Genomic DNA, 13,194 nt, shown 5'->3' on the forward strand with positions numbered 1-13,194 from the left:
CGCCGAAAAGCGGGCTTCGGACGTGCGACGGGCAATGACGAGGTCCCGCCAATGGAGGAGGACTGACATGAAGACGATACTTCGAAACGTGACGCTCGCCGCCACTGTGCTTGGCGGCGCCGGAATGGCCACCGCCAGTTCGATACCCGGAATGCGCGGCCACGATCACACGGGCATCACGGTTCCCGACATGAAGCAGGCGGTCGACTTCTTCACCGAAGTGGTCGGCTGCAAGAGGCGATGTCGTTCGGCCCGTTCGCCGACGACAAGGGTACGTTCATGCAGGATCTGCTGGGCGTCGATCCGAAAGCGGTGATCGAGCAGGTCACCATGGTCCGCTGCGGCTATGGATCGAACATCGAGTTGTTCAAATACACCGCGCCCGACCAAAAGGACCTGACGCCGAAGAACAGCGACATTGGCGGCTTCCACATCGCCTTCTATGTCGACGATGTCGCAGCGGCCAAGGCATATCTCGATGGCAAGGGTGTCAAGACTCGATTGGGGCCGCTGCCGGTGAAGGAAGGGCCAGCTGCCGGCCAGACCATCCTCTACTTCCAGGCAGGGGCTGCAGCTGGAAGCGATCAGCTATCCCGACGGGATGGCCTATGAGAAGGGTGCCGAGACCGTGCTGTGGAACCCAAAGAACCCGGAAAAATGATTGGAGGGCGTGCTTGCGCAATGACACGCAAGCGCGCCTTCGTCACCTTCGGATAATCGTTTCAACGTGAAACTTTAAGCTTGAAATAATTTACCTCCGGCGCGATACTGAAACCAGCAAGCGAAGAGGAGATCGCACAGATGAAGGTTGCGGTTCTCGGCGGCGGACCAGCCGGCCTCTACTTTGCCATTTCGATGAAACTGAGGGACGCCGCGCACGACGTGACGGTGTTCGAGCGCAACCGCGCCGACGACACGTTCGGCTGGGGCGTCGTGCTGTCGGCCGAGACGCTCGACAATCTGTCGAAGAACGATCCGGTCAGTGCCGTCTGGATCAAGAAGCACTTCGCCTACTGGGACGACATCGCCGTCATCCATGATGGCGTGCGCACGGTCTCGACCGGCCACGGTTTCTGCGGCATCGGCCGCAAGCGGCTGCTGGTCCTGCTGCAGCGGCGCGCGCGCGAACTCGGCGTCAAGCTGATGTTCGAGACCGACATCGCCGACCCCAAGCCTTACATGGAGACGCATGATCTGGTCGTCGCCGCCGACGGCCTGAATTCCAGGGCGCGCAACACCTTCGTCGACATCTTCAAGCCCGACATCGACACCCGCAAATGCAAGTTCGTCTGGCTCGGCACCAACCAGAAATTCGACGACGCCTTCACCTTCATCTTCGAGAAGACGGAGCATGGCTGGGTGTGGGCGCACGCCTACCAGTTCGACAGCGACACGGCGACGTTCATCGTCGAGTGCAGCGAACAGACATGGCAGGCCTTCGGCTTCGGCGCGATGTCTCAGCAGGAATCGATCGCAGTCTGCGAGCGCATCTTCGCCAGGCATCTCGGCGGCCATGCGCTGATGACCAATGCCAACCACATCCGCGGTTCGGCCTGGATCAATTTCCCGCGCGTGCTGTGCGAGCGCTGGTCCTACAAGAACCTCGCACTGATGGGCGATGCGGCGGCATCGGCGCATTTTTCGATCGGCTCGGGCACCAAGCTGGCGCTGGAGAGTGCGGTGGCGCTGGCTGAATATGTCGAGTCCGAGCCGGATCTGGATGCAGCGTTCCGCAAATATGAGGATGCCCGCCGCACCGAGGTGCTGAAGCTGCAATCGGCGGCGCGCAATTCGCTCGAATGGTTCGAGGAGGTCGAGCGCTATCTCGGCCTCGATCCGGTGCAGTTCAACTATTCGCTTTTGACCCGCTCGCAGCGCATCAGCCACGAAAATTTGCGGCTGCGCGATGCCGAATGGCTGGGCGGCGCGGAGGAATGGTTCCAGCGCCAGGCGGGCGCCGGCGGCAACAGCCTGCGCCGCGCGCCGATGTTCGCGCCATTCAAGCTGCGCGACATGGCGCTGCAGAACCGCATCGTCGTCTCACCAATGGCACAGTACAAAGCCGTCGACGGCTGCCCGACCGACTGGCATTTCACCCATTATGCCGAGCGCGCCAAGGGCGGCGCCGGCCTCATCTATATCGAGATGACCTGCGTCAGTCCCGAGGGGCGCATCACACCAGGCTGTCCCGGGTTCTATGCACCCGAACATGAGGTGGCATGGAAGCGGCTGGTCGATTTCGTCCACGCCGAGACCGAGGCGAAGATCTGCGCCCAGATCGGCCATTCCGGCGCCAAGGGTTCGACCCGGCTCGGCTGGGAGGGCACAGACGTGCCGCTTAGCTCAGGCAACTGGCCGGTGATGGCGGCATCGGCCGTGGCGTGGTCGCCGCAGAACCAGGTGCCGAAGGCCATGGACCGCGCCGACATGGACAAAGTGCGCGACGAATTCGTGGCCTCGGCCGAAATGGCCGATCGCTGCGGCTTCGACATGCTCGAGATCCATGCCGCGCACGGCTATCTGCTGTCATCCTTCATCACGCCGGTCACCAACCGGCGCACCGACGCCTATGGCGGCTCGCTCGAAAACCGCATGCGCTACCCCCTCGAAATCTTCCATGCGGTGCGCGCCGCCTGGCCGGAGGACAAGCCGATCTCGATGCGCATTTCAGCCAATGACTGGGTCGGCATCGAGGGCGTGACGCCGGCCGATGCGGTCGAGATCGCGCGGCTGCTGCATGAGGCCGAGGTCGACATCTGCGACGTCTCGGCGGGCCAGACCTCGGCATTGGCAAAGCCGATCTACGGCCGCATGTTCCAGACGCCGTTTTCCGACCGCATCCGCAACGAGGTCGGCATGGCGACGATGGCGGTCGGCAACATCTACGAGCCGGACCATGTCAATTCGATTCTGATGGCCGGTCGCGCCGATCTGGTGGCGCTGGCGCGGCCGCATCTCGCCGATCCCTACTGGACGCTGCACGCGGCGGTAACGCTCGGCGACCGCGGCGTCAAATGGCCAGACCCCTATCTGCCCGGGCGCGACCAGCTCTACCGGCTGGCCGAGCGCGACGCCGCGGCGGGGCTGAAAGTATGACGGCCGCCATGACGATCGCGGGCAAGCATGCGCTGGTCACTGGCGGCGGCTCCGGCGTCGGCCGGGCGATCGCGCTGGCGCTGGCGGATGCGGGCATCGACGTGACCATTTGCGGCCGCCGCGAAGCCGAACTCGCCAAGGTGGCTGGCGAACACGACCGCATCTTCGGCATCGCCGCCGATGTCACCAATGAGGCGGCAATGGCGTCGCTCTACGTGACTGCCGAGGCCAAGCGCGGCCCCTTCGACATCGTCATCGCCAATGCCGGCATGGCCGGCAGCACACCGGCGCACAAGACCACGCTTTCCGACTGGCAGCAGACGCTCGACGTCAACCTGACCGGAGCCTTCCTGACGGTGAAGCCGGCGCTGGCCGCCATGGCGGCGCGGAAGACGGGCAGGATCGTCTTCATCGCTTCGACGGCCGGCCTGAAGGGATACGCCTATGTCGCGCCCTATGTCGCCGCCAAGCATGGCGTCGTCGGCCTGATGCGGGCGCTGGCGGCCGAGACGGCCAAATCCGGCGTCACCGTCAACGCGGTGTGCCCGGGTTTCGTCGAAACCGAGATGTTGGAGGAGTCCATCCAGCGCATCATCGAAAAGACCGGCCGTTCGGCCGAGCAGGCGCGGTCGAGCCTTGCCTCGACCAATCCGCAAGGCCGCTTCATCCAGCCGCAAGAAATTGCCGCTGCCGTGCTGTGGCTGTGCGGCGATGCGGCGGCGTCGATCACCGGACAGACGATTTCCATCTCAGGAGGGGAAACATGGTAGCCGGCCCCCTGCCCGCGCCGACCGGACCCGGCAAGGACCGGCTGCGCCTCTGGATAAGGTTGCTGCGTGCCTCGCGCACGATCGAGGCGGAGCTGCGCGAGCGTCTGAAGAAGGAGTTCAACACGACGCTGCCGCGCTTCGACGTGATGGCCGCACTCTATCGAGCACCGGAGGGCATGCTGATGAGCGACCTGTCGCGCTTCCTGCTGGTGTCCAACGGCAATGTCACTGGCATTGTCGACCGGCTCGTATCGGAGGGACTTGTCGCCCGCGCCAGGCGCAATGGCGATCGTCGCACCTCGATGGTGCGGCTGACCGAGGAGGGCTCGCAGGCCTTCGCCACCATCGCCGCGGCGCATGAGGGCTGGATCGGTGAATTGCTGGGTAAGGTAAGCGAGGACGACGCGCGCCGGCTGACCGGCATGCTGACCTCGTTCCGCAGCAACTGGGAGGGACGCGAATGACCGGGATGGCCGGCCGCAAGCCGAAGCATTTCCAATGGCAGGTCGAGGGCAGGATCGCAAGGGTTCGGCTCGACCGGCCGGAGCGCAAGAACCCACTGACTTTCGACAGCTACGCCGAGTTGCGCGACATGTTCCGCGACCTCGTCTACGCCGACGACGTCGACGCCGTGGTGTTCCTGTCCAATGGCGGCAATTTCTGCTCCGGCGGCGATGTCCACGACATCATCGGCCCGCTGGTCAAGATGGACATGAAGCAGCTCTTGGCCTTCACCCGCATGACCGGCGATTTCGTCAAGGCGATGCTGAATTGCGGCAAGCCGATCATTGCGGCCGTCGACGGCGTTGCGGTCGGCGCCGGTGCCATCATCGCCATGAGCTCCGATATCCGCATCGCCACGCCGGAAGCCAAGACGGCGTTCCTGTTCACCCGCGTCGGCCTCGCCGGCTGCGACATGGGGGCCTGTGCGATCCTGCCGCGCATCATCGGCCAGGGCCGCGCCGCCGAGCTGCTTTACACCGGGCGCACCATGACGGCGGCGGAAGGCGAGCGCTGGGGTTTCTACAACCGGCTGGTTGATGCCGCCTTGCTGGAGGCCGACGCGCTGGACATGGCGGCGCGCATCGTCTCCGGCCCGACCTTCGCCCACGGCATCACCAAGACGCAGCTCAACCAGGAATGGTCGATGGGCCTCGACCAGGCGATCGAGGCCGAAGCGCAGGCGCAAGCGATCTGCATGCAAACGCGCGATTTCGAGCGCGCCTACAAGGCGTTCGTGGCAAAGGAAAAGCCGGTGTTCGAGGGCAATTGATGGCTGACAAGAGTTTCCTCTCCTGGCCGTTCTTCGAGGATCGCCATCGCGAACTGGCCGAACGGCTTGAGGCATGGTGCACGACAAACCTGCCGGTCGCCCACCATGACGTCGATGCCGCCTGCCGTGAGTTGGTGGGCAAGCTCGGCAGCGGCGGCTGGCTCAAGCCGACAGCGCTAGATACAAACAATCCGGGACCACTCGACGTGCGCACGCTGTGCATCACGCGCGAGACGCTCGCCCGCCATGATGGGCTCGCCGATTTCGCCTTCGCCATGCAAGGGCTTGGCACCGGCGCGCTCAGCCTGTTCGGCTCGCCCGAGCAGCAGCAATGGCTGGCAAAGACACGCGCCGGCAAGGCGATTTCCGCCTTCGCCCTGTCGGAGCCGCGCTCCGGATCGGACGTCGCCAACACCGAGATGACGGCGACCCGCGACGGCGACAGCTACATTTTGTCGGGCGAGAAGACCTGGATATCCAATGGCGGCATCGCCGATCTCTATGTCGTCTTTGCCCGTACCGGCGAGGCGCCGGGCGCCAAGGGCCTTTCTGCTTTCCTCGTGCCGGGCGACGCCAAGGGCCTTGGCATCGCCGAACGCCTCGAAGTGATCGCGCCGCATCCGCTGGCACGCCTGTCGTTCGACAAGGTCCGTCTCCCCGCCGCGGCGCTGATCGGCAAGCCCGGCGACGGCTTCCGCATCGCCATGTCGGTGCTCGACGTGTTCCGCTCGACTGTGGGTGCGGCAGCGCTCGGCTTTGCCCGCCGTGCGCTCGATGAAAGCATCAAACGGGTGGCAGAGCGCAAATTGTTCGGCGCGCCGATGGCCGAACTGCAGATGGTGCAGGGTCATATCGCCGACATGGCGCTGGACGTCGATGCGGCAGCGCTTCTGGTCTACCGCGCCGCCTGGACCAAGGACATGGGCGCGGCGCGGGTCACCCGCGAAGCGGCGATGGCCAAGCTGTTCGCCACCGACAAGGCGCAAGAGGTGATCGACAAGGCGGTGCAACTGCATGGCGGCGACGGCGTTCGCAAGGGTCACATCGTCGAAAGCCTGTATCGCGAGATCCGCGCGCTGCGCATCTACGAGGGTGCCTCGGACGTGCAGAAAGTGGTGATTGCGCGGCAGGTGATGGGCGCGGCCTGACGGCAGGAAATTGACGAGCATCCGATTTTTGAGAATTGGGATTTGGACTACCGGGAGGTTTAGAATGCACGAGATCCTGCAGCCGGAAGGCTGGGCAAAACCTGTCGGCTACGCCAATGGCGTTGCGGCGCGCGGCAAGCTCGTCTTCGTCGGCGGACAGGTCGGCTGGAACGGGCAGTGCCAGTTCGAAACCGACGACTTTGTCGGCCAGGTGCGGCAGACACTTCTGAACATCGTGGCGGTGCTGGGCGAGGCCGGCGCCGGGCCGCAGCACATCACCGCGATGACCTGGTATTTCACCGACAAGGCCGAATACCTCGCCAACCTCAGGGGTATCGGCGAGGCCTATCGCGAGGTCATCGGCCGGCATTTTCCGGCGATGGCGGCCATGCAGGTGATGGCGCTGGTCGAGGACCGGGCCAAGGTCGAGATCCAGGCCACGGCGGTCATTCCGGAATAACCAATTGGTTACTCCGGAATAAATTATTCGCGAAGCCCAGCCTTCCTCAGAATGGGCAATACGTGATCGCAGAAATAGGGCAGCTCCTGCGTGTAATTGACGAAGGACAGCGCGATGCCTTGATAGCCCTGCCCGGCAATGGCGATCATGTCGGCGGCAATCGTTTCCGGTGTGCCGATCAGCGGATAGGTGCCGGCGCCGCCGGCGAAACGCTGCCGGTAGCGGTCATAGGCGTGCGGGTCGTGCGATTGCGAGAATTCCTTCTTGCCGGCCATATGGGCATCGACCGCATCATGGTCGGCCATATCAACGGCATAGCGCGTGTAGTACGCCCGCGCCTCTTCCATCGTCGGGCGGCAGACGACATGCGCCACCGTGTAGACGCCGACATCGCGGCCCACCTTGTCGGCGCGCTCGCGAATGTCGGCGACGTGCTTGCCGGCGTCAGACATTTCCGAAAAAGTCGTGAACAGATAGTCGCATCTGGCTGCGGCGAAATCGCGGCCCGGCCCGCCGAAAGCGGCGTTCATGGTCACCGGGCGCGGAACTTGCAGGCTGGCCGGCCGGCTCACCGCCTCCTTGAGGCGATAATAGGTGCCCTCATAGTCGAGAGGCTCGGCCGAGGCGTAAAGCTTTTCGAGGATTTCGATCCATTCAGCCGCCTGGTCGTAGCCCTTTTCCACCAGCGGCGTGCCGAACATGCCGAATTCCTTCGGGTTCCAGCCGCAGACGATGTTGAGGCCGGCGCGGCCCTGGCTGATATGGTCGACCGTCGCCAGCGCCTTGGCGGCGTAGAGCGGATGCACCAGCGGCACGTGCACGGTCATGAACAGGCCGATCTGTTCGGTGGCCACGGCAAGTGCCGCCGCCCAGGTGAAGGTCTCGAACGACCACTCGCGCACCTTGTTGCGGCCGCCGAAACCACGCCAGCGGGCGATCGGCAGCATGAACTCCAGCCCGGCGCGGTCGGCGATCTGCGCCGCCGTCAGGTTGTCCTGCCAACTCGCCGTCCAACGTTCCGGCACTTCGGTGATGGCAAGCCCGCCATCGGCATTGGTCGAAAAGACGCCGAGCTTCAGCTTGTTCGGGCCGTGCAGGGGATGCGCTTTGATCATGAATGGAACTCGCGGCGGGAGAGCATACGCTAGGCCCGCGCGAAAATATTTCAAGCCTGAAATAGCTTCGCTTGACCGCCGTTTGCGGATATGGATTCCGGCAGAGCGAGAAAGGGGATGGGCATGAGCGAGTTCCGCCAGAAGTGCATCGGTAAGGCGAACCTCGTCGGTTCCTTTGTGGCCATTCCCCATCCCGTCGCGGTCGAAGTGATGGCGCAGTCCGGCCTCGATTTCCTCTGCATCGACTGGGAGCATGCCCAGATCTCGCGCGACATGATCGAGGCCATGGTGCGCGCGGCCGACGTGCATCGCGTGCCGGCGATGGTGCGCGTTCCCGGCCATGCACCGGAAGCCATCCAGGCAGCGCTGGACAGCGGTGCGCAAGGCGTGCTGATCCCACGCGTCTCGACCGCCGCCCAGGCGGCGATGGCCGTCAAAGCCTCGCGCTATCCGCCGCAGGGCGAGCGCGGCGTCGGACCCGGCCGTGCCGCCGGCTATGGCTATCGCATTCCCGAATATCTTGCCGGCGCCAATGACAGGATCGTCGTCGCGGTCCAGGTCGAGACATCGGAAGGGCTGGCCAACATCGAGGCGATCGCCGCCGTCGACGGCGTCGACGTGATCTTCGTCGGTCCCGGCGATCTTTCGGTGTCGATCAATGCGATCGGACCTAAAGGTGCCGACAAGCTCACCGAGGCGATCCGCAGGATCATCGGCCTGACGGTTGCTCACGGCAGGACGTCAGGCATCTTCTGCGCAAAGCCGCAGGACGCGGCCCAGTGGGCAGCCATCGGTGCCACCTTCTTCGTGCTGGCCAGCGATACGATGTTTCTCGGTGCGGGTGCTGCCGCCAGCACCTCCGCTGCGCGTGCCGAACTGGTGCGAGACGGGCGCAGCTAGCGCGAAAAGGCGTATCGACAGGGCAACAGGCCGACCAAACTTTTTAAGCTTAAAACTTTCGCCTTGAAAAGCGCCGCACTTTGGATAAGCATTCCAAAATCGATGGCGACGGCGGTGCCGGACGGGCTTGCCGGCAGTCCATCGTGGTGCCTCCGGTGGGAGAGGGTTTCAGTCCTTGTCGTTCATGCTGCCCCAGTCATCGTCCAGCGCGCGCTATGCTTTCGATGGCGTGCGCGCCCAAATTCGTGACCTACACACCGAGAACATCGCCAACCTTGCCGTCCGGGCGCGCGAACTCGGCGACGTCATAGCGCTCTGGTACGGCGAAGGCGACATGGTGACGCCCGCTTTCATCCGCGATGCCGCCAAGGCCGCCTTCGACGAAGGCCTGACATTCTACGTTCCCAACATGCGCGGCCACGGGCCGTTGAATGAAGCGCTTTCGGAGTACCAGACGCGCATCCATGGCCGGCCGATCCCCATCGCACGCACCACGGTCACGCCCGGTGGCATGCAGGCGCTGTATCTGGCGCTGGAACTGCTGGTCGATACCGGCACCAATGTCGTCTATGTCGCGCCGCAGTGGCCCAACATCCACAACGCCATCCACCTGATCGGCGGCGAGCCAAGGCCGTTTTCGCTCGACTACAGGGGTGACTGGCATCTCGATCTCGACCGGCTGTTCGCGACATGCGATGCGCGCACGCGGGCGATCTTCCTGTCGACGCCGTCCAACCCGACCGGCTGGACCGCATCCGCCGAGGAGATGCGCGCGCTGCTCGACTTCAGCCGGCGCACCGGCATCTGGATCATCTCAGACGAGGTCTACGGCCGGCTCTATTTCGATGGCGACGTTGCTCCCTCGATCCTGCAGATCGCCGAGGATGGCGACAGGGTGCTGTCGGTCAACAGCTTCTCCAAGGCCTGGGCGATGACCGGCTGGCGGATCGGCTGGCTGACGCATCCATCGGGAGTGGCCGACCAGCTCGGCGCCATGACCCAATATGTCAACAGCGGCACCGCAGCCCCGATCCAGGCCGGCGCTGTCGCGGCGATCCGCCAGGGCGAACCGCTGGTCGAGGAGATCAGGCAACGGATCAGAACCGGCCTTGACCTCGCCTACGACCGGCTGGCGCAGATACCTGGCATCGTCCTGCCTGCGAAACCGCGCGGCGGCATGTATGCCTTCTTTGCCATGGAAGGCGAGAGCGACGCACGACGCGCCTGCGCCAGAATTCTGGAGACGGCGCGCGTCGGGCTGGCACCCGGCCATCTCTTTGGAAATTCGGCAACGGCCTTCCTCAGGATGTGCGTGTGCCGAGAACGCAAAGAGATAGCGACCGCGCTCGACCGCATGGTCGCTGCCATGAATTGACGCCCTGCCGGAGGCGGAGCGGCAAAAAACCGTGCGGGACCAACCCGCCCGATCAACAACAGAGGGAACACAAATGAGCTTCACGCGTCGCAACCTGCTTCTTCTCGCCGCCGCCATCGGCATCGCCGCCGGCCCCGCCACCGCCTATGCCGCCGATGTGCTGAATGTCGGCGCCTACCCGACCAATCCGCCCTTCGAGTACAAGAACGAGAGCGGCACGTTCGAGGGTTTTGAGGTCGACATCGTCAACGAAGCCGCCAAGCGCATCGGCATGACCACCGATATCGCCGACCTCGGTTTCCAGGCGCTGTTCGCCGCCACCACCTCGAAGCGCATCGACGTCGCCATCTCCTCGATCACCATCACGGCGGAGCGGCTGAAGTCGCAGTCGTTCACGCAGCCCTATTATGATTCCGACATGGGTATCGCCACCAAGACCGACAGCCCGATCAAGGCCGAGGCCGACCTCAAGGGCAAGATCGTCGGCGTGCTGTCCGGCTCGACCGGCGAAACCTGGGTCAAGGCGCATCAGGAAGCCGACGGCTTCAGCGACGTGAAGGGCTATGACACGCAGCAGAACCTGCTGCTCGATCTCAGCGCCGGTCGCGTGGATGCGGCCGTCAGCGACATTCCGGGCATGGAGTATTCCTTCACCAAGATGAAGGACCTGACAGTCAAGGAACGCATCAAGACCGGCGAACAGTACGGCCTGATGATGACCAAGGACCACCCGCTGCTCGGCAAGCTGAACGACGCGCTGACCGCGATGAAGAAGGACGGCACGCTGGCCGCCATCCACAAGAAGTGGTTCGGCAGCGATGCGCCGGCCGATTCCTCGACCGTCAAGGAAATGCCGCTGCCGAAGGCCTGAGCGGCGCCTGACAGAACACAGGCGTGCCGGCTCGAAAGGCCGGCACGTCTCGTTTTCATTCATGATCCGTCCCGGAACCGCAGGCGATGCGGCAGAACCGATTTCGGGGTTCGGGTCTTGCTCTCGCGTCACGGGACGCAAAACGGTTCGGGAACGCTCCCATGTCGCTGCTGGACACCTTCTTCAACCCCGATGTCATCATGTCCAGCCTGCCGGCGCTGCTGCGCGGCTTCCTGAACACGCTGCTGCTCGGCATATTGAGCATCGGTATCGGCATCCCCATCGGCCTGGGGATCAGCCTGGTGCGGCTCTATGCGCCCAAGCCGCTGCGGTGGCTTGCGGTCGGCTACACCGACATCTTCCGCGCGCTGCCGGTGCTGGTCGTGCTGATCCTGATCTACTACGCGCTGCCGTTTCTCGGCATCCGCCTGTCGTCCTGGGCCTCCGCGGTGACTGCCTTCGCCTTCATCATGTCGGCCTACTCGGCCGAGGTGTTCCGCTCAGGCATCGAGAGCATTCCGCGCGGCCAGTTCGAGGCGTCGCAGGCGCTTGGCCTGCCCTTCCTGGTGACCTTGCGCAAGGTGGTGCTGCCGCAAGCGATCCGCGTGGTCATTCCGCCGATGACCAGCAACTGTGTCTCGATGTTCAAGGACACCTCGCTCGCCTCCACCGTGGCGTTGCCGGAGCTGCTCAAGGAAGCGACCAACGCGCAGTCGCTCTACGCCAACCCCTCGCCGCTGATCGGCGCCGCGCTCGTCTATCTGATCTTCCTCTGGCCGATGGTCCGCCTCGTCAGCCTGCTGGAAGAACGCTTCAAGACCGAAAAGACGCGCTGACCGCGCCAACCGATCCACCCGCCAAGCCCTTCGCAGGAGCCGACCTTGAACAAGCATCACACCGATAATGCGAACGCCACCGCGTTCCCCGTCGACACCATACGCGCCATGTTTCCGGCCCTGCAGCGGGCCGGCGATTTCATCTTCATGGACAACGCCGCCGGTGCGCAGATCCCGCAGAGCGTGCTCGACGCGGTGACCAACCATCTGGTTTCACACAATGTCCAGCGCGGCGGCCGCTATGGCCGCAGCGTCACGGTGGACCAGTCGGTCGCCGATGCCCGCGAAAGCGTGGCGCTGCTGATCAACGCCTATAGCCCGGCGGAAATCTGCTTCGGCATGAACGCCACCTCGTTCATCCGCCTGGTCAGCCTCGGCATCGGCCAGATGCTGCAGGAGCGCGACGAGATCGTCATCACCGACATGGACCACGACGCCAACATCGCCACCTGGCTGGCGCTGGAGCAGGCCGGCGCCAAGTTCAAATGGTGGCGCATGCGCGAGGACGGCAATCTGCATGTCGACGATTTGCGCCCGCTGGTTTCGGACCGGACCCGGCTGGTCGCCTGCACGGTCGCGGCGCATTCGATCGGCTCGATCGTCGACGTTGCTTCCGTGGCCAGGATTGCGCACGCGGCAGGCGCCGAGGTGTTCCTCGACTGCGTGCACTATGGGCCACACGGGCTGATCGACGTGCAGGCCTGGGACTGCGATTATCTGGTTTGCTCCGGCTACAAGAACTTCTCGCCGCATATGGGCTTCCTGTGGGGCCGCTTCGAAACACTGAAGCGGCTGCCGACCTTCCGCGAGGACTTCATCCCCGACGAGCCGCCCTACAAGGTCGAGGCCGGCACCTTCATCTACGAAAACGTCTCGGGTATGGATGCGGCCGTGCAGTATCTCGAACTGATCGGCCGCAATCTTGCGCCATCCAACAACCGTTCGCGGCGCGACAACATCGTCGCCGGCATGGGCGCCATCCGCGACTATGAGCTGGTGCTGGCACGCGAGATGCTCGCTGTGCTCAAGGATTGCGGTGCGACGATCTACGGCGTTGCCGACGCGGCCCGCATCACCGAACGCGTGCCGACCTTCTGCTTCAACATCGGCAAACTGTCACCGCAAAGGATCGTCGAGGAAATGGCCGACATGCAGATCGGCATCCGCGATGGCCACATGTACGCGCCGCGGTTGATGAAGCGGCTCAACCTCTCGATGGACAGTGGCGCCATCCGCGCCTCGCTGGTCCACTACAACACGGTCGAGGAGATCCACCGTTTCGGCGAGGCGCTGCGCGCCATCATCGCCAAGCTGTCGTGAGCGAGCTGAATTGCTCCAGCCTGACGCCGC

Annotated in this window: 12 protein-coding genes and 1 pseudogene; 12 read left to right on the forward strand and 1 reads right to left on the reverse strand. The window is 64.2% G+C overall.

Annotation, left to right across the window (positions count from 1 at the left end):
- Positions 1 to 51 precede the first annotated feature (51 nt).
- The 7 genes and pseudogenes from AC1RZR_RS01740 to AC1RZR_RS01770 all read left to right on the forward strand — a co-directional run bounded on the left by AC1RZR_RS01740 (position 52) and on the right by AC1RZR_RS01770 (position 6,747).
- Positions 52 to 661 (forward strand): annotated as a pseudogene (locus tag AC1RZR_RS01740) (VOC family protein).
- 140 nt (positions 662 to 801) lie between these two features.
- Positions 802 to 3,096 carry a bifunctional salicylyl-CoA 5-hydroxylase/oxidoreductase gene (locus tag AC1RZR_RS01745; protein ID WP_481827460.1) on the forward strand — a complete coding sequence of 765 codons (2,295 nt, stop codon included), beginning with the start codon at positions 802 to 804 and terminating at the stop codon, positions 3,094 to 3,096.
- Positions 3,093 to 3,866, forward strand: a complete 774-nt coding sequence (locus tag AC1RZR_RS01750; RefSeq protein WP_481827461.1) for an SDR family NAD(P)-dependent oxidoreductase — start codon at positions 3,093 to 3,095, stop codon at positions 3,864 to 3,866. Before AC1RZR_RS01745 ends, AC1RZR_RS01750 begins: the two co-directional genes overlap by 4 nt.
- A complete protein-coding gene (locus tag AC1RZR_RS01755) occupies positions 3,860 to 4,330 on the forward strand; it encodes a MarR family winged helix-turn-helix transcriptional regulator (protein ID WP_477272560.1) in 471 nt (156 codons plus the stop codon). Before AC1RZR_RS01750 ends, AC1RZR_RS01755 begins: the two co-directional genes overlap by 7 nt.
- Positions 4,327 to 5,139 (forward strand): enoyl-CoA hydratase family protein, encoded by an 813-nt coding sequence (locus tag AC1RZR_RS01760; protein WP_481827462.1) that lies wholly within the window; start codon positions 4,327 to 4,329, stop codon positions 5,137 to 5,139. The genes AC1RZR_RS01755 and AC1RZR_RS01760 overlap by 4 nt, the downstream gene beginning before the upstream one ends.
- The gene (locus AC1RZR_RS01765) at positions 5,139 to 6,287 is read left to right on the forward strand and encodes an acyl-CoA dehydrogenase family protein (RefSeq protein WP_481827463.1); all 1,149 of its coding nucleotides are present in this window, start codon (positions 5,139 to 5,141) and stop codon (positions 6,285 to 6,287) included. The genes AC1RZR_RS01760 and AC1RZR_RS01765 overlap by 1 nt, the downstream gene beginning before the upstream one ends.
- A gap of 64 nt (positions 6,288 to 6,351) precedes the next feature.
- Positions 6,352 to 6,747 (forward strand): RidA family protein, encoded by a 396-nt coding sequence (locus AC1RZR_RS01770; protein WP_477272554.1) that lies wholly within the window; start codon positions 6,352 to 6,354, stop codon positions 6,745 to 6,747.
- 23 nt (positions 6,748 to 6,770) lie between these two features.
- On the opposite strand, the gene AC1RZR_RS01775 is transcribed toward AC1RZR_RS01770, so the two are convergent.
- Positions 6,771 to 7,862: an LLM class flavin-dependent oxidoreductase gene (locus tag AC1RZR_RS01775; RefSeq protein WP_477272552.1), complete on the reverse strand. Its 1,092-nt coding sequence runs from the start codon at positions 7,860 to 7,862 to the stop codon at positions 6,771 to 6,773.
- Positions 7,863 to 7,985: 123 nt separating this feature from the next.
- On the opposite strand from AC1RZR_RS01775, the gene AC1RZR_RS01780 reads away from it, so the two are divergent.
- The 5 genes from AC1RZR_RS01780 (at position 7,986) to AC1RZR_RS01800 (ending at position 13,164) form a co-directional block, all read left to right on the forward strand.
- On the forward strand, positions 7,986 to 8,762 hold the full coding sequence (locus tag AC1RZR_RS01780; RefSeq protein ID WP_481827464.1) for an HpcH/HpaI aldolase family protein: 777 nt from the start codon (positions 7,986 to 7,988) through the stop codon (positions 8,760 to 8,762).
- 184 nt (positions 8,763 to 8,946) lie between these two features.
- On the forward strand, positions 8,947 to 10,137 hold the full coding sequence (locus AC1RZR_RS01785) for a pyridoxal phosphate-dependent aminotransferase (RefSeq protein WP_481828995.1): 1,191 nt from the start codon (positions 8,947 to 8,949) through the stop codon (positions 10,135 to 10,137).
- A gap of 73 nt (positions 10,138 to 10,210) precedes the next feature.
- On the forward strand, positions 10,211 to 11,008 hold the full coding sequence (locus AC1RZR_RS01790) for an ABC transporter substrate-binding protein (RefSeq protein ID WP_481827465.1): 798 nt from the start codon (positions 10,211 to 10,213) through the stop codon (positions 11,006 to 11,008).
- A gap of 161 nt (positions 11,009 to 11,169) precedes the next feature.
- Positions 11,170 to 11,844 carry an amino acid ABC transporter permease gene (locus AC1RZR_RS01795; protein ID WP_481827466.1) on the forward strand — a complete coding sequence of 225 codons (675 nt, stop codon included), beginning with the start codon at positions 11,170 to 11,172 and terminating at the stop codon, positions 11,842 to 11,844.
- A 45-nt stretch (positions 11,845 to 11,889) separates the two neighbouring features.
- Positions 11,890 to 13,164 carry a cysteine desulfurase-like protein gene (locus AC1RZR_RS01800; RefSeq protein ID WP_481827467.1) on the forward strand — a complete coding sequence of 425 codons (1,275 nt, stop codon included), beginning with the start codon at positions 11,890 to 11,892 and terminating at the stop codon, positions 13,162 to 13,164.
- Positions 13,165 to 13,194 lie beyond the last annotated feature (30 nt).

This window comes from Mesorhizobium bavaricum, from assembly GCF_056781655.1.